Annotated in this window: 18 protein-coding genes; 13 read left to right on the top strand and 5 right to left on the bottom strand. The window is 71.6% G+C overall.

Features of this window, described 5'->3' with window-relative positions; genetic code table 11:
• Positions 1–190: 190 nt before the first annotated feature.
• The 3 genes from ACH4RC_RS12095 to moeZ all read left to right on the top strand — a co-directional run bounded on the left by ACH4RC_RS12095 (position 191) and on the right by moeZ (position 3,141).
• Positions 191–1,162, top strand: a complete 972-nt coding sequence (locus tag ACH4RC_RS12095) for an NAD-dependent epimerase/dehydratase family protein (RefSeq protein WP_398198682.1) — start codon at positions 191–193, stop codon at positions 1,160–1,162.
• Positions 1,150–1,899: a spherulation-specific family 4 protein gene (locus tag ACH4RC_RS12100; RefSeq protein WP_398198684.1), complete on the top strand. Its 750-nt coding sequence runs from the start codon at positions 1,150–1,152 to the stop codon at positions 1,897–1,899. Before ACH4RC_RS12095 ends, ACH4RC_RS12100 begins: the two co-directional genes overlap by 13 nt.
• 63 nt (positions 1,900–1,962) lie before the next feature.
• Positions 1,963–3,141: an adenylyltransferase/sulfurtransferase MoeZ gene (gene moeZ, locus ACH4RC_RS12105; protein ID WP_398198686.1), complete on the top strand. Its 1,179-nt coding sequence runs from the start codon at positions 1,963–1,965 to the stop codon at positions 3,139–3,141.
• A 112-nt stretch (positions 3,142–3,253) separates the two neighbouring features.
• Here moeZ and ACH4RC_RS12110 read toward each other — a convergent pair whose 3' ends face one another.
• The 3 genes from ACH4RC_RS12110 to ACH4RC_RS12120 form a co-directional block, all read right to left on the bottom strand.
• Positions 3,254–4,885: an alpha/beta hydrolase gene (locus tag ACH4RC_RS12110; protein WP_398198689.1), complete on the bottom strand. Its 1,632-nt coding sequence runs from the start codon at positions 4,883–4,885 to the stop codon at positions 3,254–3,256.
• 96 nt (positions 4,886–4,981) lie between these two features.
• Positions 4,982–6,526, bottom strand: a complete 1,545-nt coding sequence (locus ACH4RC_RS12115) for an alpha/beta hydrolase (protein WP_398198693.1) — start codon at positions 6,524–6,526, stop codon at positions 4,982–4,984.
• Positions 6,527–6,618: 92 nt separating this feature from the next.
• Entirely contained in the window at positions 6,619–9,393 is a 2,775-nt protein-coding gene (locus tag ACH4RC_RS12120; RefSeq protein ID WP_398198696.1) for a YbhN family protein, read from the bottom strand.
• 108 nt (positions 9,394–9,501) lie between these two features.
• Between ACH4RC_RS12120 and ACH4RC_RS12125 the strand changes: the two genes are divergently transcribed.
• From ACH4RC_RS12125 to nudC, 5 genes are all read left to right on the top strand, one after another.
• A complete protein-coding gene (locus ACH4RC_RS12125) occupies positions 9,502–9,876 on the top strand; it encodes an MGMT family protein (protein ID WP_398198699.1) in 375 nt (124 codons plus the stop codon).
• Positions 9,877–10,154: 278 nt separating this feature from the next.
• Complete coding sequence (locus tag ACH4RC_RS12130; protein WP_398198702.1) at positions 10,155–13,448, top strand: ATP-dependent helicase; 3,294 nt, start codon at positions 10,155–10,157, stop codon at positions 13,446–13,448.
• Positions 13,449–13,511: 63 nt separating this feature from the next.
• Positions 13,512–17,042 (top strand): UvrD-helicase domain-containing protein, encoded by a 3,531-nt coding sequence (locus ACH4RC_RS12135; RefSeq protein WP_398198705.1) that lies wholly within the window; start codon positions 13,512–13,514, stop codon positions 17,040–17,042.
• 10 nt (positions 17,043–17,052) lie between these two features.
• Positions 17,053–18,474: a dipeptidase gene (locus ACH4RC_RS12140; protein WP_398198706.1), complete on the top strand. Its 1,422-nt coding sequence runs from the start codon at positions 17,053–17,055 to the stop codon at positions 18,472–18,474.
• Positions 18,475–18,556: 82 nt separating this feature from the next.
• Complete coding sequence (gene nudC, locus ACH4RC_RS12145; protein WP_398198709.1) at positions 18,557–19,516, top strand: NAD(+) diphosphatase; 960 nt, start codon at positions 18,557–18,559, stop codon at positions 19,514–19,516.
• Between the two features lie 31 nt (positions 19,517–19,547).
• On the opposite strand, the gene ACH4RC_RS12150 is transcribed toward nudC, so the two are convergent.
• Entirely contained in the window at positions 19,548–19,790 is a 243-nt protein-coding gene (locus tag ACH4RC_RS12150) for a mycoredoxin (RefSeq protein WP_394430652.1), read from the bottom strand.
• A gap of 161 nt (positions 19,791–19,951) precedes the next feature.
• Between ACH4RC_RS12150 and ACH4RC_RS12155 the strand changes: the two genes are divergently transcribed.
• The 5 genes from ACH4RC_RS12155 (at position 19,952) to ACH4RC_RS12175 (ending at position 23,831) form a co-directional block, all read left to right on the top strand.
• Positions 19,952–22,168 (top strand): ATP-dependent DNA helicase UvrD2, encoded by a 2,217-nt coding sequence (locus ACH4RC_RS12155; protein ID WP_398198711.1) that lies wholly within the window; start codon positions 19,952–19,954, stop codon positions 22,166–22,168.
• A gap of 163 nt (positions 22,169–22,331) precedes the next feature.
• Positions 22,332–22,655, top strand: coding sequence for a hypothetical protein (locus ACH4RC_RS12160; protein WP_398198714.1), 324 nt, complete (start codon positions 22,332–22,334; stop codon positions 22,653–22,655).
• A gap of 187 nt (positions 22,656–22,842) precedes the next feature.
• Positions 22,843–23,211, top strand: coding sequence for a WhiB family transcriptional regulator (locus tag ACH4RC_RS12165; protein WP_361064445.1), 369 nt, complete (start codon positions 22,843–22,845; stop codon positions 23,209–23,211).
• Positions 23,208–23,531, top strand: a complete 324-nt coding sequence (locus ACH4RC_RS12170) for a hypothetical protein (protein WP_398198717.1) — start codon at positions 23,208–23,210, stop codon at positions 23,529–23,531. The genes ACH4RC_RS12165 and ACH4RC_RS12170 overlap by 4 nt, the downstream gene beginning before the upstream one ends.
• Positions 23,532–23,627: 96 nt before the next feature.
• Positions 23,628–23,831, top strand: coding sequence for a hypothetical protein (locus tag ACH4RC_RS12175; protein ID WP_398198720.1), 204 nt, complete (start codon positions 23,628–23,630; stop codon positions 23,829–23,831).
• A gap of 18 nt (positions 23,832–23,849) precedes the next feature.
• On the opposite strand, the gene ACH4RC_RS12180 is transcribed toward ACH4RC_RS12175, so the two are convergent.
• Positions 23,850–25,214, bottom strand: a complete 1,365-nt coding sequence (locus ACH4RC_RS12180; protein WP_398198723.1) for an ABC1 kinase family protein — start codon at positions 25,212–25,214, stop codon at positions 23,850–23,852.
• Between the last annotated feature and the right edge of the window lie 65 nt (positions 25,215–25,279).

Raw genomic sequence — 25,279 nt, forward strand, 5'->3', positions numbered from 1 at the left:
CTGCCTTCCAGTCAGGCACACCCCTTTCCCGCGGGGCCGACACCGCGGGCTCCCCCGCTGACTCACGGCACAACGCATAAGGAGAACGCCAGATGACCACCCCTCCCCCCGGAGGCGCCGGATATGCCGGATACTCCGGACCTCGCGGGCCGCGCTACACCCACGGAGCGCGCACTCCGGGAGGCGTCCGATGAGGGTCCTGCTGATCGGAGCCAACGGATATCTCGGCCGCTTCGTCGCCGACAGACTCCTGGCGGACCCCGCCGTGCAACTCACCGCGCTCGGCCGGGGCGACGACGCCGACGTCCGCTTCGACCTGGCCACCGGCAGTCCGGGCGCGCTCACCCGTTTCCTGGACGCCGTCCATCCGGGAGTGGTTGTCAACTGCGCGGGCGCCACCCGCGGCGGCGCCCGCGACCTCACCCGGCACAACACAGTCGCCGTCGCCACCATCTGTGAGGCCCTGCGCCGCAGCAGCTGCGGCGCCCGCCTCGTGCAGATCGGCTGCGGCGCCGAGTACGGCCCCTCGCAGCCCGGCTCGTCCACCGCCGAGGACGCCGTGCCCCGCCCCGGCGGCCCGTACGGCGTCAGCAAACTCGCCGCCACGGAACTCGTCCTCGGCTCCGGCCTCGACGCCGTCGTCCTGCGCGTCTTCTCACCCGCGGGGCCCGCCACCCCCGCCGGCTCCCCGCTCGGCCGGCTCGCCGAGGCCATGCGCCGCGCGATGCAGGCCGGGGACGGTGAGCTGAAACTCGGCGGCCTCGGCGCGCAGCGCGACTTCATCGACGTACGCGATGTCGCGCGCGCCGTGCACGCCGCGTCGCTCTCCGCCGCGCAGGGCGTCATCAACATCGGCTCGGGCCGCGCCGTACGCCTGCGCGACGCCGCCGCGGTCCTCGCCCGGGTCGCCGGATTCGGCGGCGCCCTCCACGAGCTCGACGCGCCTCCGGGCCCGATGCGGCAATCCGTCATCCACCCCCGCTCCGAATCAGACCACGGGACGCAGGGGCCGCCGCCCGCCGCGTACCCGTACCCGGACGGCTGCGGCAGCTGGCAGCAGGCCGACGTGCGCACGGCCCGCGACCGGCTCGGCTGGCGTCCCCGCATCAACCTCGAAGAGTCCCTCGCCGACATCTGGATGGAGGCGGCATGCCGTATCTGACCCCTACCGCGACCGGCCTGTCGAGCACCGACGTACGCCTCGGCTTCGGCATCCCCGGCTTCGCGCACCCCCTCGTCGCGCCCGCCGAGTGGGCCGAACTGACCCGCCCGAGCACCCCCTTGCACTGGGTCGTCCTCAATGTCGCCCGCGGCCCCGGCGCCCGGCCCGACCCGCACTGCCTGGAAGCGGCCGGCCGCCTGCGCAACGCGGGCATCCGTGTCCTCGGTCACCTCGACATGACCTACGGCGCCCGCTCCTTCGGCGAGCTCGTCTCCGACGCCCACCGCTTCCTCGACTGGTACCGGGTCGACGGGTTCAGCCTCGACCGCTGCCCCACCGATCGGGTCGCGCTGCCCGAGGTCCGGCGCACCGTGGCGACGCTGCGCGCGCTCGTCGACGACGCCCACATCGTGCTCGGCCACGGCACCCACCCCTACCCCGGATACGCCGAGACCGCCGACCAGTTGGTGACGTTCTCCGGCCCCTGGAGCGACTACCGCTGGTCGCAGGTGGCGGAGTGGACCGCCGACCATCCGCCCGAGCGGTTCTGCCACTTCGTCCACGGCACGCCCCGCGGCCATCTCGACGAGGCGCTGCGCATCGCGCGCTGGCAGGGCGCGGGCACGATCTGGTTCACCGACCACACGGACCGTGGGGGACTGAGCGACCCCTGGGAATCGATGCCCGGCTACTGGGACGAGATCGTCTCGCGTGTCGGACCGGGTGTCTCGGAATGAAGGAGGGCGTGGCAGTGTTGCAGACAGAACAACCGTACGTAGATACCGACCAACGGAGTCCCCGTGTCGCTGCCACCCCTGGTCGAGCCAGCTGCTGAGCTCACCGTAGACGAGGTCCGCAGGTACTCCCGCCACCTGATCATCCCGGATGTCGGGATGGACGGGCAGAAGCGGCTGAAGAACGCCAAGGTGCTCTGTGTGGGCGCCGGCGGCCTGGGGTCGCCGGCCCTGATGTACCTGGCCGCGGCCGGCGTGGGCACGCTCGGCATCGTGGAGTTCGACGAGGTCGACGAGTCGAACCTGCAGCGCCAGATCATTCACAGCCAGGCCGACATCGGCCGCTCCAAGGCGGAGTCCGCGAAGGACTCGGTCCTCGGCATCAACCCGTACGTGAACGTGATCCTGCACGAAGAGCGGCTCGAGGCCGACAACGTGATGGACATCTTCGGCCAGTACGACCTGATCGTCGACGGCACGGACAACTTCGCGACGCGCTACCTGGTCAACGACGCGTGCGTGCTGCTCAACAAGCCGTACGTATGGGGTTCGATCTACCGCTTCGACGGCCAGGCCTCGGTCTTCTGGTCCGAGCACGGTCCGTGCTACCGCTGCCTCTACCCGGAGCCCCCGCCCCCCGGCATGGTCCCCTCCTGCGCCGAGGGCGGCGTCCTGGGCGTGCTGTGCGCGTCCATCGGCTCCATCCAGGTCACTGAGGCGATCAAGGTCCTGGCCGGTGTGGGTGACCCGCTGGTCGGCCGCCTCATGATCTACGACGCCCTGGAGATGCAGTACCGCCAGGTCAAGGTCCGCAAGGACCCCGACTGCGCGGTCTGCGGCGAGAATCCGACCGTCACCGAGCTCATCGACTACGAGGCCTTCTGCGGCGTCGTGTCCGAAGAGGCGCAGGAGGCGGCGGCCGGTTCGACGATCACTCCCAAGCAGCTCAAGGAGTGGATCGACGACGGCGAGAGCATCGAGATCATCGACGTCCGCGAGCCGAACGAGTACGAGATCGTCTCCATCCCGGGCGCCAAGCTGATCCCGAAGAACGAGTTCCTGATGGGCACCGCCCTCGAGGGTCTCCCGCAGGACAAGAAGATCGTCTTGCATTGCAAGACGGGTGTCCGCAGTGCGGAAGTCCTCGCCGTGCTGAAGTCCGCGGGCTTCGCGGACGCCGTGCACGTCGGCGGCGGTGTCATCGGCTGGGTCAACCAGATCGAGCCCGGCAAGCCGGTCTACTAGCCGGACCGCCGGGCCACCGCCCGGTCGTGACTCACCAGGACGGGCCTCGCGCACTGCGCGCGGGGCCCGTCCGGCGTGTCCGGAGCCCGCCGCGCGCCGGTCGCCTCCGCGGTCAGGAGCACACCTTGCCGTCGCGCGGTATTCGGCCCTCCAGCAGATACGCGTCCACCGTCGAGTCGACGCAGGAGCTGCCGCGGCCGTAGGCCCCGTGCCCCTGGCCCTTCCAGGTCAGCTCGATACCGACGCCCTTGCCGAGCTCGTCGGCCATACGGCGCGCGCCCTCGTACGGGGTGGCCGGGTCGCCGGTGTTGCCGACGACGAGCACCGGCGCCGCACCCGGCGCGCTCACGTCCATGTCGTCCCAGTGCCCCGGCACGGGCCAGCCGTGGCACCAGCCCGTGGTGTCCCAGCCCATGTACGGGCCGAAGACGGGCGAGAGCGCACGGAAGCGGTCGAGCCGGGCCTTCGTCTGCGCCACGGTCGGCCGTGCCTTGTCGTCGAGGCAGGAGATCATGCGCTGCGAGTAGCTCGCGGTGCCGTAGTGCCCGCTCTCGGCCCGGTCGTTGTAGGCGTCGGCCAGGGAGAGCAGTGTCGTGCCGTCGCCCCTCTCCGCGTCCTGCAGGCCTCGTGTGAGGGCGGGCCAGCTGTCCTTGTTGTAGAGGGTGACCGCCATGCCGGTGAGAGCAAGCGATTCGTTCAGTTCGCGAGCGCCGGCCGTGGGCAGCGGACGAGAGTCGAGCCGCTTCAGGAGCGCCGTGATCTCGCGCGACCCCTGTTTCGGATCCTTGCCGCGCGACCTGAAGTAGTTGTCGAGGGCGCGCTGGAATCCGCGCGCCTGGTTCTCGGCCTCCCCGATGCGTCCCGCCGTCGGGTCCATGACGGCGTCCAGGGCGAGTCGGCCGACCTTGTCGGGGAACAAGTGGGCGTAGACGCCGCCGAGTTCGGTGCCGTAGGAGACGCCCATGTAGTGCAGTTCGTCGTCCCCGAGGATTCGTCGCATCAGGTCCATGTCGCGTGCCGCCTCGGTGGTCGACACGTGGCGGAGCAGATCTCCGGCCTTCGCGCAGCCCTTGCCGAGGTCGGCGGCGTCCTTGAGGAAGGCGGCCTCCTCCGCAGGGCTGTCGGGCGTCGCGTCGACGGATTCGGCGGCTTGCCTGTCCTTGTCGCCGCGGCACCGCACGCCTTCGCTGGCCGCGACCCCGCGCGGGTCGAAGCTGACCAGGTCGTAGCGCTCGCGCAGTTCCTCGTACTGTGGGGCGAAGGCCGGCATGCGCTCGACACCGGAGCCGCCCGGACCGCCGAAGTTGAACAGCAGTGAGCCGATCCGGTCGTCCCGGTCGCCCTGGGCCTTGGCCCGGATGAGTGCGATGCCGATCGTGGGCCCGTCCGGCTTCGCGTAATCCAGCAGGGCCTCGAGCGTCGCGCACTGCCAGTCGGAACCGGGCGCGGGCGCGCCCTCCGTGGCTCCGCAGCGGCCCCAGCCGAGGCGCTGAGCCGTGAGGGAGGAGGGGAGTGGGGGCGGTTGGGCCGCGCGAGGCGTGGTCGCGGCGGCGGGAGAAGAGGCGGAGCTCTTCGACGGTTTCGGATCGTCCCCGCCGCTGCCCGAACCGCTTCCGTCCGTGCCGCTGCAGCCTGTCGCCAGACCGGTGGTCAGCACGACCACCGCTGCCAGCGCGAGTGCGCGGACCCCTGTGACCGCCCGTGTGCGTGTGCCCGCGCAGGCACGTGCATGTCCTGGTGCCATGGCACCTCCCCCCTGAACTGCCCCGGTTCGAGGAACAGTCAGGCCATCGTAGGAGGCGGTGCCGACATCCGCTTCAGCCTGTGGACAACTCCATGATCACGAGCAGACCGTTCCCTCTTTCGGGACCTTCCCGTCCAGGAGGTAGCTGTCCACCGCGGCATGCACGCACTTGTTCCCGCTGTCGTACGCCCCGTGCCCCTGGCCCTTGTACGTCACCTCGACCCCCACGCCGTCGCCCAGCGCCTCGACCATCTTCCGCGCGCCCTCGTACGGGGTCGCCGGATCGCCGGTGTTGCCGACGACGACGATCGGCGCGGACCCTGAGGCGCTGACGTCCGGGTGGTCGGCGGCGCCGTCGACGGCCCATCCGGTGCAGCCGAGCATGCCCCAGGCCAGATAGTCGCCGAACAGCGAGGAGGCGGCACGGAACTCGGGCAGTTTCGCCTCCACGTCCTCAGCCGTGTAGCGGGACTTGTCGTCGGCGCAGTTGATGGCGACGTTGGCGGCCTGGGTGTTGCTGTACGTGCCGTCCTCGTTGCGTCCGTTCATCGAGTCGGACAGCATCATGAGGACTTTGCCGTCGCCGTCGTACGCCTGTTGCAGCCCCTCGGTGAGGTACTCCCAGAAGTCCTGCGAGTAGAGGGATTGGGCGATGCCGTTGGTGGCGGCGGTCTGGGTCAGATCGCGGGGGAAGATGCCCGGGATCGGCTCGTCCTCCAGCTCCTCGAGCAGCTTGGCGATCTTCTCCTTGACCTCCTCGGGGGTGTCGCCGACCGGGCAGCCCTCGTCCTTGGACGTGCAGTCCTTCGCGTAGTTGTCGAGTGCGAGCTGGAACCCCTCGGCCTGACCCAGCGAGCCCTGTTCCGAGTTCTGTGTGGGGTCGACGACGCCGTCGAACACGGCGCGGCCCACGTGCCGGGGGAACAAGTGCGCGTAGACGCCTCCGAGTTCGGTCCCGTACGAGATACCGAAATAGTGCAACTTGTCGTCGCCGAGGGCCTGGCGCATCAGGTCCATGTCGCGGGCCGCGTCGGTGGTGCGGACGTGGGGGAGGGTCTTGCCGGAGTTCTTCTCGCAGGTGTTGTTGAACGACTTGATGGTGGCGGCGAGTCTCGTCCGCTCCGCCGTGTCGTCCGGCGTGGAGTCCTGCTGGAAGTACTCGTCGAGCTCCTTGTCGCTCTCGCACTCGACGCCGGCGCTGCGACCGACCCCGCGCGGGTCGAAACTCACCAGGTCGTAGCGGGTGCGCAGCTTCGCGTAGTCGGTGGCGAACGCGGGCAGGCTGGTGACGCCCGAGCCGCCGGGGCCGCCGAAGTTGAAGAGCAGCGAGCCGATGCGCTTGTCCTTGTCGCCGCTCGCCTTGGCGCGGATGAGTGCGAGGTCGATCGTCCGGCCCTTCGGGTCGCCCCAATCGAGCGGCGCCTTCATCGTGGCGCACTGCCACTGGGCGCCGCCGGGCAAGGGGGACGGGGCGTCACCGCCGCCTTGCGAGTCGGCGGGCGCGGGGCAGTCCTTCCAGCTCAGCTTCTGCGACGGCAGGTCCACATCGTCCTCGGACCCGCCGCACGCCGCGAGCGAGGTGGACAGCAGAGCGGCGGTGACGGCCAGAGCGGCGGCGCGGGGCCGGGACGGAGTGGGCATGCGTCCATCCTGCGGCGACGCTGTGCGGTGCGCTCGGGCTGCGGGCTGTGCGAGTGAGGTCGCCGCGGGCGTCCCCGGGAGGCACGCGCGCGTTACAGGGCGCCCTTGCGCGTCAGGTGGTTGAAGAACAGCCAGCCGGGAAGCACGGGCAGCCACAGGGTAAGCAGGCGGTAGAGCAGGACCGCGGGGGCGGCCACTTCCTTGGGCAGGCCGACGGCGATCAGACCCACCGTCAGCGTCGCCTCGACGGCGCCCACACCGCCGGGGGTCGGTGCGGCGGAGCCGAGCGCGTTGCCCGCGAGGAAGACGACCGCGACGCTGGCCAGGCTCAGGTGCGTCGTGTTGTCGCCGAAGGCACGGATGGATGCGTCCAGGCACATCACGAAGCAGGCGGTGAGGAGCAGCATGCCGCCGATGCCGGTGAGCAGCTTGCGGGGCCGCTGCAGCACGTCCAGCATGCGCGGGACGACACCGGCGAAGAGCGACCTCACGCGCGTGACGACGAACTTCCGCAAGAAGGGGATCGATGTGACGACAAGGACGAGCACGGCGACGGTCAGCAGACCCGCGATGACGGTGCGGGACGGCGACAAGGACGGGGTTTTCTCCGTCCCCGTCAGATAGCCGAAGGTCAGCAGCAGAAGGATGTGGCTGCCCATGCCGAACAGTTGCGAGGCGCCGACACTGGCGACCGCGAGTCCTGGGCGGACGCCCGCGCGCTGCAGGAAGCGCGTGTTGAGCGCCACACCGCCGACGGCCGCGGGTGCCACGATCTTCACGAACGACCCGGCGACCTGCGCCGCCACGGTCCGCATGAAGGGCACCCGCTCGGGCACGAAGCCCAGCAGGCTCATCGCCGCCGCCACGTAGCTGAGCGCGGAGAACACCACCGCGAGGCCGACCCAGCCCCACTCGGCCTCGCCGACGATCGCGCCGAAGTCGATGTGCGTGAGCTGCGACAACAGGAAGTACGCGCCGATCGCGCCCGCGATGAAACTGATCAGGGTGCGCGGCCGGATGCGCTCCAGGCGGGCCGGTTCGACCGGCGCCTGCGGCCGGATGCGCAGCACCTGGTGGCGGATCTGGGTGAGCAGGTCCTCCTCGCGCGCCTCGTCCAGGGCGACGTCTATGGCGCGCTTCTCGGCCTGCCGTTCGGCCTTCTCGGACTTCTTCTCCGACTTCTTCTCGGCGCGTACGGACTGCGCGCCATCGACGGCGGAGGACTCTTCCAGGCGGGCCTGTTTGGCCTTGCTGGACGCCTCCAGGACGGCCTCGCGCTCGCGCTGGGCACGTTCCCGGCCGAGCCTGCGCAGTGTCGCCCTGGTGGAGCGGGTGAGCGCGATCGGCTGCAGCAGCGGGAGACAGTCGGCGACGGTGTCGGGGCCCAGGACGCCGACGGCGGACGCGACCGCGCGTTCGGCGCCGACGCGCAGGCCGAGGGTGGTGAGCATCTGCGCGATGTCCATGCGCAGGACCAGCTCGCCCGCGGCGATCTCCCCGCCGCGCAGATCCGTGAGGAACACCGTGCCGGAACGATCCACCAGAAGCGCGTCGCCCGCGAGCCGCCGGTGGGCGATCCGCCGGGACTGCAGCGCCTGCACCTGGTGCCAGGTGTCGCGCAGCAGGTCGTCGGTGATCTCCTCGTCCGGCATCGAGTCCAGGGACCGGCCGCCGATGTGCTCGTACACGAGGATCACGGCGTCGGGGCCGAGCTCGGAGGTGGCGATCAGCTTGGGCGCGTTCGCCCCGGCCGAGATCGCCGCGTAGGCCAGCAGCGCCTCCTGCTCCAGGGCCTGGCGCAGCGACTGCAGGCTGCGGCGCTGGGTGATGCCGCGCAGCGTCAGACGGCGCCACACGCGGTAGAAGAAGCCCTGCGCCTGCTGTTCGCGGTCGACGACGGTGACGTCGAGGGGTGGCCCGTCCTCCAGGGTGACGAAGTAGCGCCGCCCCCTGTCGCCGTTCTCCGTGGCGCCTTCGTGCACCTCCTCGCGGGAGGCGCTGACGGGGTGGAAGCCGACGTGGCGCAGGCCGGCGAGGAGCGTCTGCCCGGTGGGGCGCACATTGGGCGAGCCGACCGCGTACAGCGTCCCGTAGGCGACGGTCCAGCCGATCAGGATCGTCAGGATGATCGAGAAGGGCGTGGTGTAGCCGGTGACGAGCATGGCGAAGGCGTCGAGCAGCAGCACCACCCACAGCACCACGCGCCATCGTGGTCGCCGGGACATCCCGACGGCGGTCATGTACGCGATGACGGGCGCGAGATAGCCGTGCACCGGGTCGGTGAGCGCGTGGATGTCGCCCGGAGACACCTTGGTGAGCGCGTCCTGGATGGACTGCGGCGAGGCCTTGGCGACCCACAGATCGGTCGCGAGCGTCACACCGTGCGCGAGGACGGCCGCGAGCACTCCGTCGGCGATCCGCAGTCCGTCGCGCTTGATGAGCCGCTCGATGGCGAAGGCGACCGGGACGAGCAGGATGGCGATGCTGGAGGCGAGCCCGGCGAACTTGGTCAGCAGGTCGGGCGCCTGGCCGGTGCCCTTGTTGATGTCCTGGGCGAAGCCCGATGTCGTGGCGTGCGCGAACGCGGCGATGGCCAGCAGGACGGCGACCGCGAGCACGCCCACGAGCAGCCGCATCAGGTCCGAAGGGCGGTGCACGCGCGCGGGGAGCAACGGTTCGTCGCCCTCGACCCGCTCCGCGTGCGTGTCCGTGTCGGCACAGTCGGGGTCGTGCAGGGGCTGCTCGTGCTTGGTCTCGGCGGCCTCCCCGGCCGCGTCGTCAGGGCGCGCCGGTGTCACAGAGGTGCCCTCCGCCTTGTCGGGGTGCACGCTCTGCTGCTCCGTCGTCTCTTGTTGATCTCGTATCACCGATCACCGCCCGCACGATGGTGGCATGTCCCGCCGCCGCAGGAAGGCATCAGGGTGCATTTCGTACGAGGCTCCGCGTTGTCGGTGGCGTGGGGCAGGATGGACCGGATGAGCGAGGAGAGCGAACCGGCGGGTGGACCGCCCGCCCACCCGGAGTACGCGGAGCGGGTCCTTGAGGTCGCCGAACTGATTCCGTCCGGCAGGGTCATGACGTACGGGGACGTCGCCGAGTGGCTCGGGGAGGGCGGCCCGCGCCAAGTGGGGCGGGTGATGGCCCTCTACGGCGGCGGCGTGCCGTGGTGGCGCGTGGTGCGCGCCGACGGGGCCCTGCTCCCGGGCCACGAACTGAGAGCGCTCGGCCACTACCGGGACGAGAGCACCCCCCTGCGAGGCGCCTCCCGCTCCGCCGACGGCCACCTGCCGCGTCTGGACATGAAGCGGGCCCGATGGGACGGCCGGACACGTACGGAAGCTCACGATTGACAGCTTCGGCCATCCCGCGCGCGGGTGGGGTGCCGATGGCCCGTACGGGGGAAACGGCGCGTTCGGGGCACTTCGCCACGACCGTGTCCGTTCGTGAGACTGGGCACATCTGTGCCCGGAGTGGCGTGAGGAAGACGTCGGAAGCGCGGCTTCCGCCACACTCGACGGCGTAGCGTCGACGGCACCGTCGATGGCAGACACCTCCTTCGCCCCACAGCCACCGTTTCGCACGGACGGCGCTTCGACCACCCGCACACCCACCAGGACCAGCGATCCACGTGAGCTCCACTTCGTCCACCAGGCAGCTGTCGCACCACCCGGTCCGACAGGGGATCCCGGGTGCTTATCGACTGGTGCGCACCCCGCCGGCCCCCGCGGCCCCCCCTCGTCTGGACGCACCTCAGCGGGCTGTGGTTGACCACGACCACGGCCCCCTGCTCGTTCTGGCCGGGCCCGGCACGGGCAAGACCACGACGCTGGTGGAAGCGGTGGCGGCGCGCATCGCCAAGGGCACGGAGCCCGCACGCATCCTTGTGCTCACGTTCAGCCGCAAGGCGGCGGTCGAACTGCGCGACCGGATGGCGCTGCGCATAGGGGCGGCGCGCGCCCCGCAGGCGACGACGTTCCACTCCTTCTGTTACGCGCTCGTCCGTGCCCACCAGGACACGGACCTCTTCGTCGAACCCCTGCGCCTGCTGTCGGGACCCGAGCAGGACGTCGCCGTGCGCGAGTTGCTCGCCGGCCAGATCGGCCTGGAGCAGAGCGGGCTCGCGCACGTCCGCTGGCCCGACGAACTGCGCGCCTGTCTCACCACGCGCGGGTTCGCCGACGAAGTACGCGCGGTCCTCGCCCGCAGTCGCGAGCTGGGCCTGGGGCCTGCTGCCCTGGACGCGTTCGCGCGCCGCATAGGCCGCCCGGACTGGCGGGCCGCCGCCACGTTCCTCGCCGAGTACCTGGACGTCCTCGACATGCAGGGTGTCGTCGACTACGCGGAGCTCGTGCACCGCGCCGTGCTCCTCGCCCACCGGCCCGAGGTCGCCGGAAACCTGGCCGCGCAGTACGACGCCGTGTTCGTCGACGAGTACCAGGACACCGATCCGTCCCAGGTCAGGCTGTTGCACGCGCTCGCGGGCGGCGGACGCACCCTGGTCGCGTTCGGTGACCCCGACCAGTCGATCTACACGTTCCGCGGCGCCGACGTGAACGGCATCCTGGACTTCCCGGACGCCTTCCCGCGCGCGGGCGGCATGCCCGCGCCGGTCGAGGTCCTCACCACGTCCCGGCGTTCCGGAAGCAGCCTCCTGGAGGCCACCCGGCGCGTCACCCAGCGCATGCCACTGACCCGCCTGCCCGCCGAGAAGGTGCGCGCCCACCGCGCGCTCACGCCGGTGCGCGAGGGCGGCGGGACCGAGGTCTACACGTATCCGACGGCCGGCACCGAACTCGACAACATCGCGGACATCCTGCGCCGGGCCCACCTGGAGGACGGGGTTCCGTGGAGCGACATGGCCGTCCTGGTGCGCGCGGGGGCGCGCAGCATCCCGTCGGTACGCCGCGCGCTCACCGCGGCGGGTGTCCCCCTGGACATCGACGGCGACGACCTGCCGTTGCGCCACGAGCCGGCTGTCGCGCCGCTGCTCACCGCGTTGAAGGCGGTCGCACAGAACCCGTCCGAAGGAGACGCGGACGACACCGCCTTCCGTCTCGACGTCGAGACGGCTCTCACCCTGCTGACCTCGCCGCTGGCGAGTATGGACGCCGCGGACCTGCGCCGCCTGGGACGCGCCCTGCGCGAGGAGGAGCGCACCGCGGGCAACCCCGTGCCACCGCCCTCCGACGAACTGCTCGCCCGCGCCCTCGCCGAACCCGAGCGCCTCGCCCTGCACGATCCCGCCTACGCGCGCGGTGCGCAGCGTCTCGGCGCACTCCTCGCCACGGCCCGCCGGAAGCTCGCCGACGGGGGCAGCGCGGAAGAAGCCCTCTGGGAGCTGTGGAACGGCACACCGTGGCCCCATCGCCTGGAGCGCGCCGCCCGTCGCGGCGGCGCGGCAGGGCGCAATGCGGACCGTGACCTCGACGCCGTGTGCGCCTTGTTCGCGATCGCCGCCCGCGCGGAGGAGCGCACCGGCGGTCGCGGCGCCCGCAACTTCCTGGAGGAGCTGGAGGCGCAGGACATCGCCGCCGACACCCTGGCGGGACGCGCCGTGCGCCCCGACGCCGTACGGCTGATGACCGCGCACCGCTCCAAGGGCCTGGAGTGGCGGCTCGTCGTCGTCGCGGGCGTCCAGGAGGGACTGTGGCCGGACCTGCGCCGCCGGGGCTCCCTCCTGGAGGCCGACCGCATCGGCCGCGACGGCCTCGCCGAGCCGCTCACCCCGGGCGCGCTGCTCGCCGAGGAGCGGCGGTTGTTCTACGTGGCGGCCACGCGCGCGCGGGAGCGACTCGTCGTCACCGCGGTGAAGGCGCCCGCGGACGACGGCGACCAGCCCTCCCGCTTCCTGACCGAACTCGGCGTCGAGCCCAAGGACGTCACCGGGCGCCCGCGTCGCCCGCTGTCCGTGGCCGCCCTGGTCGCCGAGTTGCGGGCCACCACGGTCGACCCGCGCGTCTCCGACGCCCTGCGGGAGGCCGCCGCGCGGCGCCTCGCCCGTCTCGCCGCGCTCAGCGACGACGACGGCCGGCCGCTCGTGCCCTCCGCCCATCCGTACCGCTGGTGGGGCATGTACGAGCCCACCGAGAGCAAGGTCCCCCTGCGCGACCGGGACAAGCCCGTCGTGCTCTCGGGCAGCGCCCTCGACCAGCTCGCCAACACCTGCTCGCTGCAATGGTTCCTCGGCCGTGAGGTGAAGGCCGACGCGCCCGCCACCGCCGCCCAGGGCTTCGGCAACGTCGTCCACGTCCTGGCCGACGAGGTCGCCTCCGGACGCACCCCGGCCGACCTCGCCGTCCTCATGGAGCGCCTCGACTCCGTCTGGGACGCGCTCGCCTTCGACGCGCCCTGGAAGTCGGCGCAGGAGAAGGAGCACGCGCGCGTGGCGCTCGAACGCTTCCTCCAGTGGCACGTCATGGACCGCTCCGGGCGCACCCCGGTCGCCAGCGAGCACGCCTTCGACGTGACCCTGGAGGCCGGCTCCTACGAAGTGCGCATCCGCGGCTCCATGGACCGCGTCGAGCGCGACACCGAGGGCCGCGCCTACGTCGTCGACTTCAAGACCGGCAAGCAGGCGCCCAGCGCCGCCGAGGTGGCCCGCCACCCGCAGCTCGCCGTCTACCAGCTCGCCGTGCGCGAGGGCGCCGTTGACGAGCCCTTCGACGGAGCCAGGCCGCACCCCGGCGGCGCCGAACTGGTGCAGCTGCGCCAGGGCGCCCCGCAGAAGGCCGGCGGCGAGACGTTCCCCAAGGTGCAGGCGCAGGAGCCGCTCGAAGGGGAGTGGGTCGGCGATCTCCTGGCCACCGCCGCCGGAAAGGTCCTGGACGAGCGCTTCACCCCCACCACCGGCCAGCACTGCACGCACTGCGCCTTCCGCGCCTCGTGCAGCGCGCGCTCCGAGGGACAGCACGTCGTGGAGTGACGTACGCCTCCGCAGGGTCGAAACGGACCGGCGCTGTCAGTGGTGCCGGTTAGCCTCGTTGAGGTGACCACCCGCCTCACCGATTGCGAGCAGCTCAAGGAGCTCCTCGGCATCCCGTTCACCCCGGAGCAGACGGCCTGCATCATCGCGCCGCCCGCCCCGCAGGTGATCGTGGCCGGAGCCGGATCCGGCAAGACGACGGTGATGGCGGCGCGCGTGGTCTGGCTGGTGGGCACCGGGCAGGTCGCGCCCGAGCAGGTCCTCGGCCTCACGTTCACCAACAAGGCGGCGGGCGAGCTGGCCGAGCGCGTCCGCAAGGCCCTGATCAAGGCGGGCGTCACCGACCCCGACACCATCGATCCGGACCACCCTCCCGGCGAGCCCCTGATCTCCACGTACCACGCCTTCGCCGGGCGGCTCCTGACCGATCACGGGCTGCGCATCGGCCTCGAACCGACGACGCGGCTGCTCGCCGACGCCACCCGCTTCCAGCTCGCCGCGCGCGTGCTGCGCGAGGCACCGGGACCCTACCCGGCCCTGACCCGCTCCTTCGCCGACCTCGTCAGCGACCTCCTCGCCCTCGACTCCGAGCTGGCCGAGCACCTCGTACGGCCCGACCGCCTCCGGGCGTACGACCACGAGCTGCTGCGCTCCCTCGAAGGCGTCAAGCTCAGCAACGCGGACCTGCGCAAGGTCCCCGAAGCCGCCGCCGCACGCCTCGAACTGACCGGACTCGTGGACCGCTACCGGGAGGCCAAGCGGGCGCGGGACGTCCTCGACTTCGGCGACCAGATCGCCCTGTCGGCCACCCTGGCCAGCACCCGCCCCGAGGTCGGCGAGATCCTGCGGGACGAGTTCCGCGTCGTCCTGCTCGACGAGTACCAGGACACCTCGGTGGCCCAGCGCATCCTCCTCGCGGGCCTGTTCGGCGGCGACACCGGCCATGCCGTGACCGCCGTCGGCGACCCCTGCCAGGCGATCTACGGATGGCGCGGCGCCTCGGTCGCCAACCTCGACGACTTCCCGCACCACTTCTCGTACGCCGACGGCCGCCCGGCCACCCGCTTCGCGCTCAGCGAGAACCGGCGCAGCGGCGGCCGCCTCCTGGACCTGGCCAACGGCCTTGCCGAGCCGCTGCGCGCGATGCACGCGGGCGTGGAGGCCCTGCGGCCCGCCCCCGGAGCCGAACGCGACGGCATCGTGCGCTGCGCACTCCTTGCCACCCACAGCGAGGAGATCGCCTGGCTCGCCGACTCCATCGCCCATCTCGTGCGGACCGGCAAGGAGCCCGGCGAGATCGCCGTCCTGTGCCGCACCGCGACCGACTTCGCCGAGATCCAGGGCGCCCTCGTCGCCCGCGACATCCCGGTCGAAGTGGTCGGTCTGTCGGGACTGCTGCACCTTCCCGAGGTCGCCGATCTCGTCGCCGTGTGCGAGGTGCTCCAGGACCCGGGTGCCAACGCGTCACTGGTGCGGTTGCTGACCGGCCCGCGCTGGCGCATCGGCCCCCGCGACCTCGCCCTCCTCGGGCGCAGGGCCCGCCTGCTGGTCTCCCACGCGCGCGGGGGCGACGAGGAGGACCCCGACCGGCGCCTGGCCGAGGCCGTCGAAGGCGTCGACCCGTCCGAGGTCATATCGCTGGCGGACGCGCTCGACACCTTCCTGGAGACCTCTGTGGAGGCCGACGGGGACGACGACGGGCTGCCGTTCTCCTCGGACGCGCGCGTGCGCTTCGCCCGGCTCGCCACCGAACTGCGCGAGCTGCGCCGCTCCCTGTCCGACCCGCTCATGGACGTCCTGCACCGCGTCCTCGCCGTCACCGGCCTGGAGGTGGAACTCTCCGCGTCCCCGCACGCGCTGGCCGCCCGCCGCCGCGAGACCCTGTCCAACTTCCTCGATGTCGCCGCTTCCTTCGCGGCCAACGACGGCTCCGCGTCCCTGCTCGCCTTCCTCGGCTTCCTGCGCACCGCCGCCCAGTACGAGAAGGGCCTCGACAACGCGCTGCCTGGCGGCGAGAACACGGTGAAGGTGCTCACCGCCCACAAGTCCAAGGGCCTCGAATGGGACGTCGTCGCCGTCCCCGGTCTCGTCAACGGCACCTTCCCGAGCAGCCAGGGCCGCGAGAAGTGGACCGCGCAGGGCAAGGTGCTGCCGCACGAACTGCGCGGCGACGCCGCCACCCTGCCCGGCATAGAGGCGTGGGACTCGCGGAGCATGAAGGCGTTCCACGCCGACATGAAGGACCACCAGCACACCGAGGAGCTGCGCCTCGGCTACGTCACCTTCACGCGCCCCCGCACTCTGCTGCTCGGCTCCGGCCACTGGTGGGGACCGTCCCAGAAGAAGCCGCGCGGCCCGTCCGACTTCCTCCAGGCGCTGTACGAGCACTGCGCCGCCGGGTACGGCGAGATCGAGGCATGGGCGGACGAACCCGCAAAGGACGCGGAGAACCCGGCCCTCCAGGAGGCGTCGGCCGAGCACGCCTGGCCGCTGCCGCTCGACGAGGCGTCCTTCGCACGCCGCCGCGCGGCGGCCGACACGGTGCTCGCGTATGCGGAGCGCGCCACCGATCCGGCGGAAGGCCGCGCGCACACGCAGACACATCCCGCCGCGCACACCGAGCCCCCGTTCGAGGATCCGGACTGGCCGCCCCCGCCCGACGACGAGGAACCGCCCTTCGCGGACGAGACGTCGGCCGAGGAGCTCCCCGGCGACTGGGACGCCCTGCCCACCGAGCGGCCCGCCCTCCCGCACCCGACGCCGGAACCGCCCTCCCACGCGCGCGTGCCGGAGCCGCCGGACGAGCCCGCCCTGCCCGCTGTTCCGCATCCCGCCCCGGAGCCCACGCTCACCGCCGAGGAAGCCCGCACCATCGCCTCCTGGGACCGCGACCTCGACGCCCTCACGGGTGAGCTGCTGCGCGCTCGCGCCGGGGTGCGCGAGGTGCCCGTGCCGCATTCGCTCACGGCGTCCCAGGTACTGCGCCTGGCCGCCGACCCCGACGGGTTCGCGCAGGAGCTGGCGCGCCCCATGCCGCGCCCGCCCCAGCCGGCGGCCCGTCGCGGCACCCGCTTCCACGCCTGGATCGAGGCCCGCTTCGAAGAGCTGCGCCTGCCCATGCTCGACCCGGAGGAGCTGCCCGGCAGCGACGCGGAGGTCGCCGACGAGCAGGACCTGGAGACGCTCAAGGAAGCCTTCGAGCGCACCCCGTACGCGCACCGCACTCCCTACCGGATCGAGCTGCCCTTCCAGCTGGCCGTCGCGGACCGCGTCGTGCGCGGCCGCATCGACGCCGTCTACAAGCAGGGCGACGGCGACGCGGCGACGTACGAGATCATCGACTGGAAGACCGGCCACCAGCAGAACGGCGACCCCCTCCAGCTCGCCGTCTACCGGCTCGCCTGGGCCGAGCGGCAAGGCATCCCCCTGGAGTCGGTCAGCGCCGCCTTCGTCTACGTACGCAGCGGGGAGACGGTCCGGCCGAGGCGGCTGCCAGGCCGCGCCGAGCTGGAGCGACTCCTCACCCAGGACGCGGGGACGGCGGAGGAGCCCGTCGAGGAGCCGCCGACCGAGCACGCTCCGGTGGGGGACTAGGCTCGTGACCATGAGCAAGCCCGTCGAGAACGCTGACAGTGTGGTCAGCACGGTCCGTGCGTACATCGAGAACAACCGAGCGGCGTTCCTCGACGACCTCGCGGTCTGGCTGCGGATCCCCTCCGTCTCCGCCCAGCCCGCCCACGCTCCTGACGTGCGGCGCAGCGCCGACTGGCTCGCCGCGCAACTGGCCGCGACCGGCTTCCCGACCACCGAGGTGTGGGAGACGGCCGGCGCCCCCGCCGTCTTCGCCGAGTGGCCCTCGGGCGACCCGGAGGCGCCCACGGTGCTCGTCTACGGACACCACGACGTACAGCCCGCCGCCCGCGAGGACGGCTGGGACACCGACCCCTTCGAACCCGTCGTCATCGGTGATCGGCTCCACGCGCGCGGTGCCGCCGACGACAAGGGGCAGGTGTTCTTCCACACACTCGGAGTGCGCGCCCACCTCGCCGTGACCGGGCGGACCGCCCCCGCCGTCAACCTCAAGCTGCTCGTCGAGGGCGAGGAGGAGTCGGGCTCGCCGAACTTCCGCGCCCTTGTCGAGCGTCACGCGCAGCGCCTGGCCGCCGACGCCGTGATCGTCTCCGACACCGGCATGTGGTCCGAGGACACCCCCACGGTGTGCACCGGGATGCGTGGCCTCGCCGACTGCGAGATCGAACTGCGCGGCCCCGACCAGGACATCCACTCCGGATCGTTCGGCGGCGCCGTCCCGAACCCGGCGACCGCCGCCGCCCGCCTCGTCGCCGCGCTCCACGACGAGGACGCGCGCGTGGCCGTGCCCGGCTTCTACGACGGTGTCCAGGAGCTCACCGACCGCGAGCGCGCGCTCTTCGCGGAGCTGCCCTTCGACGAGGGCCAGTGGCTGCGCACGGCCAAGTCCCACGCCACCCACGGCGAGGCCGGACACAGCACCCTGGAGCGCATCTGGGCCCGGCCCACCGCGGAGGTCAACGGGATCGGGGGCGGCTACCAAGGCCCCGGCGGCAAGACCATCGTGCCGTCCTCCGCCATGCTGAAGCTGTCGTTCCGGCTGGTCGCCGGGCAGGACCCCGACCATGTCGAGAAGGCGATCACCGCCTGGGTCGCCGAGCAGCTGCCCGCCGGAATCAGCCACACGATCACCTTCGGGGCCGCCACCCGGCCGTGTCTGACCCCACTCGACCATCCGGCCCTGCAGTCCGTCGTACGGGCGATGGGCCGCGCCTTCGAGCAGAAGATCCGCTACACGCGCGAAGGCGGCTCGGGCCCGGCGGCCGACCTCCAGGACGTCCTGGACGCCCCCGTGCTCTTCCTGGGCATCTCCGTCCCCTCCGACGGCTGGCACGCCCCGAACGAGAAGGTCGAGCTCGACCTCCTCATGAAGGGTGTCGAGACCACCGCCTACCTGTGGGGCGACCTCGCGGAGAACTGGACGGATGCGCACTGAACGAAGCCCCGCCCCCGCCGCACGACCCGTCGAACCGCCCGCCGAACCACCCTTTTCACGACCGGGGGAGTTGGAAGCACCTGTGACCACCTGGACCGACCGCACCGCCGACCTCGCCGCAGGCCGCCCGCTGACGCTCGCCGCGCCGAGCGGGATCGACCGCGCCGCACACCACCGCCTCGACGAGGCCTGGCTCGCCGCGGCCTGGAGCCACCCCTCGACCCGCGTCTTCGTGGTCTCCGGTGGTCAGGTGCTCATCGACGAGACGCCGGACGGCGCGACGGAACTGGTCATGACCCCGGCCTTCGAAGCGCCCCTCACCGAGGCCCACCGTTACTTCCTGGGCACCGACGAGGACGGCGTGAGCTACTTCGCGCTCCAGAAGGACAGCCTTCCCGGGCGCATGGACCAGTCCGCGCGCCCCGCCGGGCTGCGCGAGGCGGGCCTCCTGCTGTCGCAGCGCGACGCCGGCCTCATGGTGCACGCCGTCGCCCTGGAGAACTGGCAGCGTCTGCACCGCTTCTGCTCCCGCTGCGGCGAACGCACCGTCATCGCCGCCGCGGGCCACATCCGCCGCTGCCCGGCCTGCGGGGCGGAGCACTACCCGCGCACCGACCCCGCGGTGATCATGGCGGTCATGGACGAGCAGGACCGCATCCTCCTCGGCCGCCAGGTGCACTGGCCCGAGGGCCGCTTCTCGACGCTCGCCGGGTTCGTGGAGCCCGGGGAGTCCATCGAGCAGTCGGTGCGCCGCGAGGTCTTCGAGGAGGCGGGCGTCCTCGTCGGGGACGTCTCCTACGTGGCCAGCCAGCCCTGGCCGTTCCCCTCCAGCCTCATGCTCGGCTTCATGGCCCACGCCACCTCGACGGAGATCAACGTCGACGGTGACGAGATCCACGAGGCGCGCTGGTTCTCCCGCGACGACCTGCGGGCCGCCTTCGAGACCGGGGAGGTCATGCCTCCCTACGGCATCTCGATTGCGGCCCGCTTGATCGAGCTCTGGTACGGCGAGCCCCTGCCGAAGCCCAGCGACGCGCTGTGAGCGCCCGCCGGTACGTTCGCCGGTAAGGGCCTCAGACGCCGATCTTCTGCTTGACCTGCGCCAGCGAGGGGTTGGTGAGCGTCGAGCCGTCGTCGAAGAGAACGGTGGGGACCGTCTGGTTCCCGCCGTTCGCCTTCTCGACGAAGGCCGCGGACTCCGGGTCCTGCTCGATGTTGATCTCGGTGTACTCGATGCCCTCGCGCGCCATCTGCTTCTTCAGTCGCTGGCAGTAGCCGCACCAGGTGGTGCTGTACATCGTCACAGTGCCCGGCATGTTCGTCGCGCTCCTTAGGGGCTGGGGTGCGTGTTCGCAATCAGACGAACGCAAGCGACGGGCCCGCCATTCCCGCCCGTCCTCCGCATTAGTACGACTAACCCCGGCCGCCTGTGGACAACGCGACGCATCCGTCCCCGCCGACCTGGCAGCATGGCGGGGTGACAGCAGCAACGCACTCCACCCTGTTCCCACAGGTTCCGCAGACGGCCGACGAGGTGCTCGACGGGCTCGACCCCGAGCAGCGCGCCGTGGCGACGGCCCTGCACGGCCCGGTGTGCGTGCTCGCGGGCGCGGGGACGGGAAAGACACGGGCGCTCACCCACCGCATCGCCTACGGGGTGCGCGCCGGGATCCTGCAGCCCGCCAGCGTGCTCGCCGTCACCTTCACCAACCGCGCCGCGGGCGAGATGCGCGGTCGCCTCCGCCAGCTGGGCGCGGGCGGGGTCCAGGCCCGTACCTTCCACTCCGCCGCCCTGCGCCAGCTCCAGTTCTTCTGGCCCAAGGCCGTCGGCGGCGAGCTGCCCCGGCTCCTCGACCGCAAGATCCAGTTCGTCTCCGACGCGGCGGCCGCCTGTGGAGTACGTCTCGACCGCGGTGAGCTGCGGGACGTGACCGGGGAGATCGAGTGGTCCAAGGTCACCCAGACCGTCCCCACGGACTACGCTGCCGCGGCGCACAAGGCGGGGCGGGAGACCGTCCGCCACCCGGCCGAGATCGCCCAGATCTACGCGAACTACGAAACCCTGAAGCGGGACCGTACCGTCATCGACTTCGAGGACGTCCTGCTCCTCACCGTCGGCATCCTCCAGGACCGGCACGACATCGCCGACCAGGTCAGGGCTCAGTACCAGCACTTCGTCGTCGACGAGTACCAGGACGTCAGCCCCCTCCAGCAGCGCCTGCTCGACCTGTGGCTCGGCGACCGGGACAGCCTCTGCGTCGTCGGTGACGCCAGCCAGACGATCTATTCCTTCACCGGCGCCACCCCCGACCACCTGCTCAACTTCCGCACCCGCCACCCGGACGCCACCGTCGTCAAACTCGTCCGCGACTACCGCTCCTCGCCCCAGGTCGTCCACCTCGCCAACGGAGTCCTGGCACGCGCCGGGGGCCGCGCCGCCGAGCACCGCCTGGAGCTGATCTCGCAGCGCGAGAGCGGACCCGAGCCGGCCTACGTCGAGTACGCCGACGAGCCCACCGAGGCCGAAGGCGCGGCCCGCCGCATCCGCGAGCTGATCGCCTCCGGAGTCTCCGCGGGCGAGATCGCGGTCCTGTTCCGCACGAACAGCCAGTCGGGCATCTACGAGCAGGCGCTCGCCGACGCCGGAGTGCCCTACCAGCTGCGCGGGGCGGAGCGGTTCTTCGAGCGGGACGAGGTCCGCAAGGCGCACCGAAGGCTGCGGGCAGCCGCGCGCTTCGGGAAGAACGACACGGAACTCGACGACGCTGTGGACCTGCCCTCCCAGGTCAGAGCGGTCCTCTCCGGCGAGGGCTGGACGACCGAGCCCCCTGCCGGTTCGGGCGTCGTGCGCGACCGCTGGGAGTCCCTCGCGGCGCTCGCCCGGCTGGCAGAGGAGTATGCGCGCGCCGAGCCCGCGGCCGGCCTGGCCGACTTCGTCACCGAGCTGGACGAGCGGGCCGCCACCCAGCACGCCCCGACCGTCGAGGGCGTCACGCTCGCGTCGCTGCACGCGGCGAAGGGCCTCGAGTGGGACGTCGTGTTCCTCGTAGGTCTCGCCGAGGGCATGATGCCGATCACCTACGCCAAGACGGAGGAGCAGATCGAGGAGGAGCGCCGGCTGCTGTACGTCGGCGTGACCCGCGCCCGCCACCATCTGAGCCTGTCGTGGGCGCTGTCCCGCTCGCCCGGCGGCCGCCCCACCCGCAGGGCCAGCCGCTTCCTCGACGGGCTGCGGCCCGGTTCCACCGGCTCGGTCGGCCGGAGCGGTGGCGGAGGGCGCGGTGGCGTCGAGCACGGGACGCGGCCGGCCACTGCCGAGCCGCTGGGCGCGGTGCGCCGCAGAGGCGCCCGGAAGGTGGCGCGCTGCCGGGTCTGCGGGCGCACGCTCGAAGCGGTCGAGATGAAACTGATGCGCTGCGAGGACTGCCCCTCGGACATGGACGAGGGGGTGTACGAGCGGCTCGTGGAGTGGCGTGCCCGCACGGCGGCAGCTCTCGGCCAGCCGGCGTTCTGCGTCTTCACCGACAAGACGCTGATCGCGATCGCCGAGGCGGCACCGGAGGACGAGGCCGGGCTGTCCCGCATCCCGGGCGTCGGCGTGCGGAAGTTTCGGGCCCATGGATCTGACGTGCTGGCCATTTGTGCAGGTCAGATACTGGAGGGCGAGGAGGCGGAGGCCGGTGAGAGGGACTGATGCAAACTCGTCGAAAAAATAGTTTGCGCATGCCCCAGCGATCCCCATAGGTTCTTAAGCACGAAAGCAGCGGCCTTCTCGGAGGCACTGGTTTCGTGCTGTACTTACAAGCCGTCGGACCGGTTCATCCCGGTCCCCAAGACGCCGAGAGGAGGCGATTCCAGTGATCAGCATCAACACCAGCCCCATCACCACCGTGAAAATGACCGATCGCTCGGTGGTCGCTTCCTGCCTGCTCGGCTTCTCGAACCTGGGCACCGGTCTGTCTGGCGTCAGCGCCATGCGTCCGGAGTCCGGCCTGTCTCTCGCGGGTCTTCCCATTCGCGAGGGCAATGAGCGACCGACCAAGGCACCGGAAGCAGTAGCGGCGGCAGAGGCTCAGGCCTATGCCTTCGCGGCGGCCGGTGCCGGATTCCGGAAGCAGACGACGCAGCACCACACGATGTGGGCCTTCCGTGGGCTCGAACCCTGGAGTGATCCAGCCTGATCGACGATCAGGCCGGCGCCTTCAGGGCCGCGGAACCCCACCCGGGATCCGCGGCCCTTCTGTTTTCCCGGAAGAACCAGCGATCTTCCGAGGAGCCAGCTCGAAGGGGCCTCGGGACAACAAAAAAACCCGGCACCACCGCCACCCGGCACACCCGCCGGAACGACCAGACGAGGAAGACAACACCGTGCAACTCGAAGCGCACGCCCCGTCCGTACCGCCTTCGGACCCTCTTCCCCCGCCCGTCCCCACGGAGGACTCCACCTTGAACCCGCTGACTGCGCTCACCGCGCTCGACGACGCCATCGAGAACCTCGGCGTGCCCGTCCCCTGCCGTGCCTACGACCCCGAGGTCTTCTTCGCGGAGTCGCCGGCGGACGTCGAGTACGCCAAGTCGCTCTGCCGTACCTGCCCGCTGATGGAGGCCTGCCTCGCCGGCGCCAAGGAGCGGCGTGAGCCGTGGGGCGTCTGGGGTGGCGAACTGTTCGTCCAGGGCGTCGTCGTCGCCCGGAAGCGGCCGCGTGGCCGCCCGCGCAAGAACCCGGTCGCGGCATGAACACCCGAGGAACGATCGACCGCCCCCTGACGCACGACCCCAAGAAGCAGGCCCCGATGAAGCCGTCCACGAGCGAGCCCGCCGGCTCCGCGATCCCAGACTTTCCCACGTCCGACGCGAACGACTCGCGCCAGAACAGGACCCGTCAGATGCAACTCATCCCAGAAGCCCTGGCCCGTGCGCATATGCACGAGCAGCTGCGGGACGCCCATGCCGAGCGCCAGGCCCTGCGCCTGGTGGTCGCCCGCCGGATGCAGCGGCGCGCCGAGCGCGCCTCCCTGCGCGCCCGGCGGGCCCTGGCCCAGGCCGTCATGCAGTGAAACCCGGCACAGCACCGCGGGGACCGGTCCGAAAGGGCCGGTCCCCGCGGTGCGTTGTACCGGACGATCATCGGTCCATGGAGTTATCGTCGCGGAGTGACGTCTCTTCCTGGCGGGGACTCCGCGCAGCCGAACCACCAGCAGTACGTGGTGTGCGCCCGGTGCGGCACGAGCGCGCAGGGTACGCCGCTCACCTGGTCGTACTCCGTGGAGGACGGGGTGGGCCGACACGTGTGCGACTCCTGTGCCCGTGAGCACATCAGGGCCATCGAGACCCGGCTGGACTCCGACTGGTGGTGACCGGCCCGTCGCCGGTGCTCAGGCCTCCGCGGCCGACTCCTGCTCGGGCTCCTCCTCCGCCCCGGCCACGAACCCGGGTACCCACGCCTCCAGTTCGTCCCGCAGCCGCACCGTGGCGCCGAGCTGGCAAAGCACCCCGATCGTGCTGAGCGTCACACGATGGATCAGCAGGTACGACGGGGGCAGGTTGAGTTGCTTGCCCAACTGGTGAGCGGGGGAACGGGGATCGGCGATCCGCGCCGCCTGGGTGCGCATCCAGGAGCGGGTGAACGTGAACGCCTCGACCTGCGCGGGCTCGATGATCGGCAGCAAGTAGTCGAGGACCGCATCCGGTTCGAGCTCGATCGACTCCCTGACGAAGCCCTCCTCCCGCAGCATCCCGTAGACCGCGAGCGCCTCGCCGTCGAGCGTCATCCGCAGGGCGCGGCCGATCGTGGCGGGCAGTCCGCCCGGCAGCCGGTCCACGGTGCCGAAGTCCAGGACGCCCAGCCGCCAGCCGCCCTCGCCGTCCGGGAGCAGCCGGAAGTTCCCCGGGTGCGGATCCGCGTGCAGGAGGCCCGTGCGCGCCGGGCCGGAGAAGAGGAACCGCGCCAGCAACTGGCCCGCGCGGTCCCGCTGTTCCCTGTCCCCGTCGTTGATGACCTCGGCGAGCGGTGTCCCGTCGATCCACTCCGTGACCAGGACCTGCTCGCTCTGATGCACGACGTCCGGCACCACGACGTCGGGGTCGTCGGCGAACTCCTCGGCGTGCGCGCGCTGGGCCCGCGCCTCCAGTTCGTAGTCCAGCTCCTCGGTCACCCGGTCGCGCAACTCGGCGATCAGCGGCTTGATGTCCATGCCGGGTATCAGCGGGCCCAACAGGCGTGCGAAGCGGCTCAGTTGCGTGAGGTCCGAGAGCAGTGCGTCGCCGGCGCCCGGGTACTGCACCTTCACGGCGACCTCGCGCCCGTCGTGCCACACGGCATGGTGCACCTGGCCTATGGACGCGGCGGCCGACGGCTTGTCCTCGAACTCCAGGAACATCTCCTGCCACGTTGCGCCGAGGCGCTCCTCGAGCACCGCGTGTACGGTGCGCGTCGGCATCGGCGGCGCGGCCTCCTGGAGCTTCGTCAGCGCGGCCCGGTACGGACCGGCGACCTCCTCCGGCAGTGCGGACTCGAAGACGGACATCGCCTGCCCGAACTTCATGGCCCCGCCCTTGAGCTCGCCGAGGACCTTGAACAGCTGGTCGGCCGTGCGCTGCTGCAGCTCGCGGCCCACGATCTCGGCGGACTTGCCGCCGATGCGTTTGCCGATGCCCCAGGTCGCGCGGCCGGCGAAGCCGATCGGTAGTGCGGCCAGCTTGGCGGTACGGGTAACCGCCTTCCGGGGAAGATCAGACATACACCCCTCCAAGTACCGGACAGCCGTGCCGCGCATGCCCAGGCGTCATGACGCCGTCAGCCGTT

The organism is Streptomyces sp. NPDC016845, from assembly GCF_044332585.1.
Lineage (GTDB): Bacteria > Actinomycetota > Actinomycetes > Streptomycetales > Streptomycetaceae > Streptomyces.

What these genes read in the sequence shown, in the direction of transcription:
- ACH4RC_RS12110 (WP_398198689.1), bottom strand. Translation starts at nt 4,885, where the DNA reads ATGGCACCAGGACATGCACGTGCCTGCGCGGGCACACGCACACGGGCG.
- ACH4RC_RS12150 (WP_394430652.1), bottom strand. Translation starts at nt 19,790, where the DNA reads ATGCCGGGCACTGTGACGATGTACAGCACCACCTGGTGCGGCTACTGC.
- ACH4RC_RS12170 (WP_398198717.1), top strand. Translation starts at nt 23,208, where the DNA reads ATGAACACCCGAGGAACGATCGACCGCCCCCTGACGCACGACCCCAAG.
- ACH4RC_RS12180 (WP_398198723.1), bottom strand. Translation starts at nt 25,214, where the DNA reads ATGTCTGATCTTCCCCGGAAGGCGGTTACCCGTACCGCCAAGCTGGCC.
- ACH4RC_RS12125 (WP_398198699.1), top strand. Translation starts at nt 9,502, where the DNA reads ATGAGCGAGGAGAGCGAACCGGCGGGTGGACCGCCCGCCCACCCGGAG.
- ACH4RC_RS12140 (WP_398198706.1), top strand. Translation starts at nt 17,053, where the DNA reads ATGAGCAAGCCCGTCGAGAACGCTGACAGTGTGGTCAGCACGGTCCGT.
- ACH4RC_RS12115 (WP_398198693.1), bottom strand. Translation starts at nt 6,526, where the DNA reads ATGCCCACTCCGTCCCGGCCCCGCGCCGCCGCTCTGGCCGTCACCGCC.
- ACH4RC_RS12095 (WP_398198682.1), top strand. Translation starts at nt 191, where the DNA reads ATGAGGGTCCTGCTGATCGGAGCCAACGGATATCTCGGCCGCTTCGTC.
- ACH4RC_RS12100 (WP_398198684.1), top strand. Translation starts at nt 1,150, where the DNA reads ATGCCGTATCTGACCCCTACCGCGACCGGCCTGTCGAGCACCGACGTA.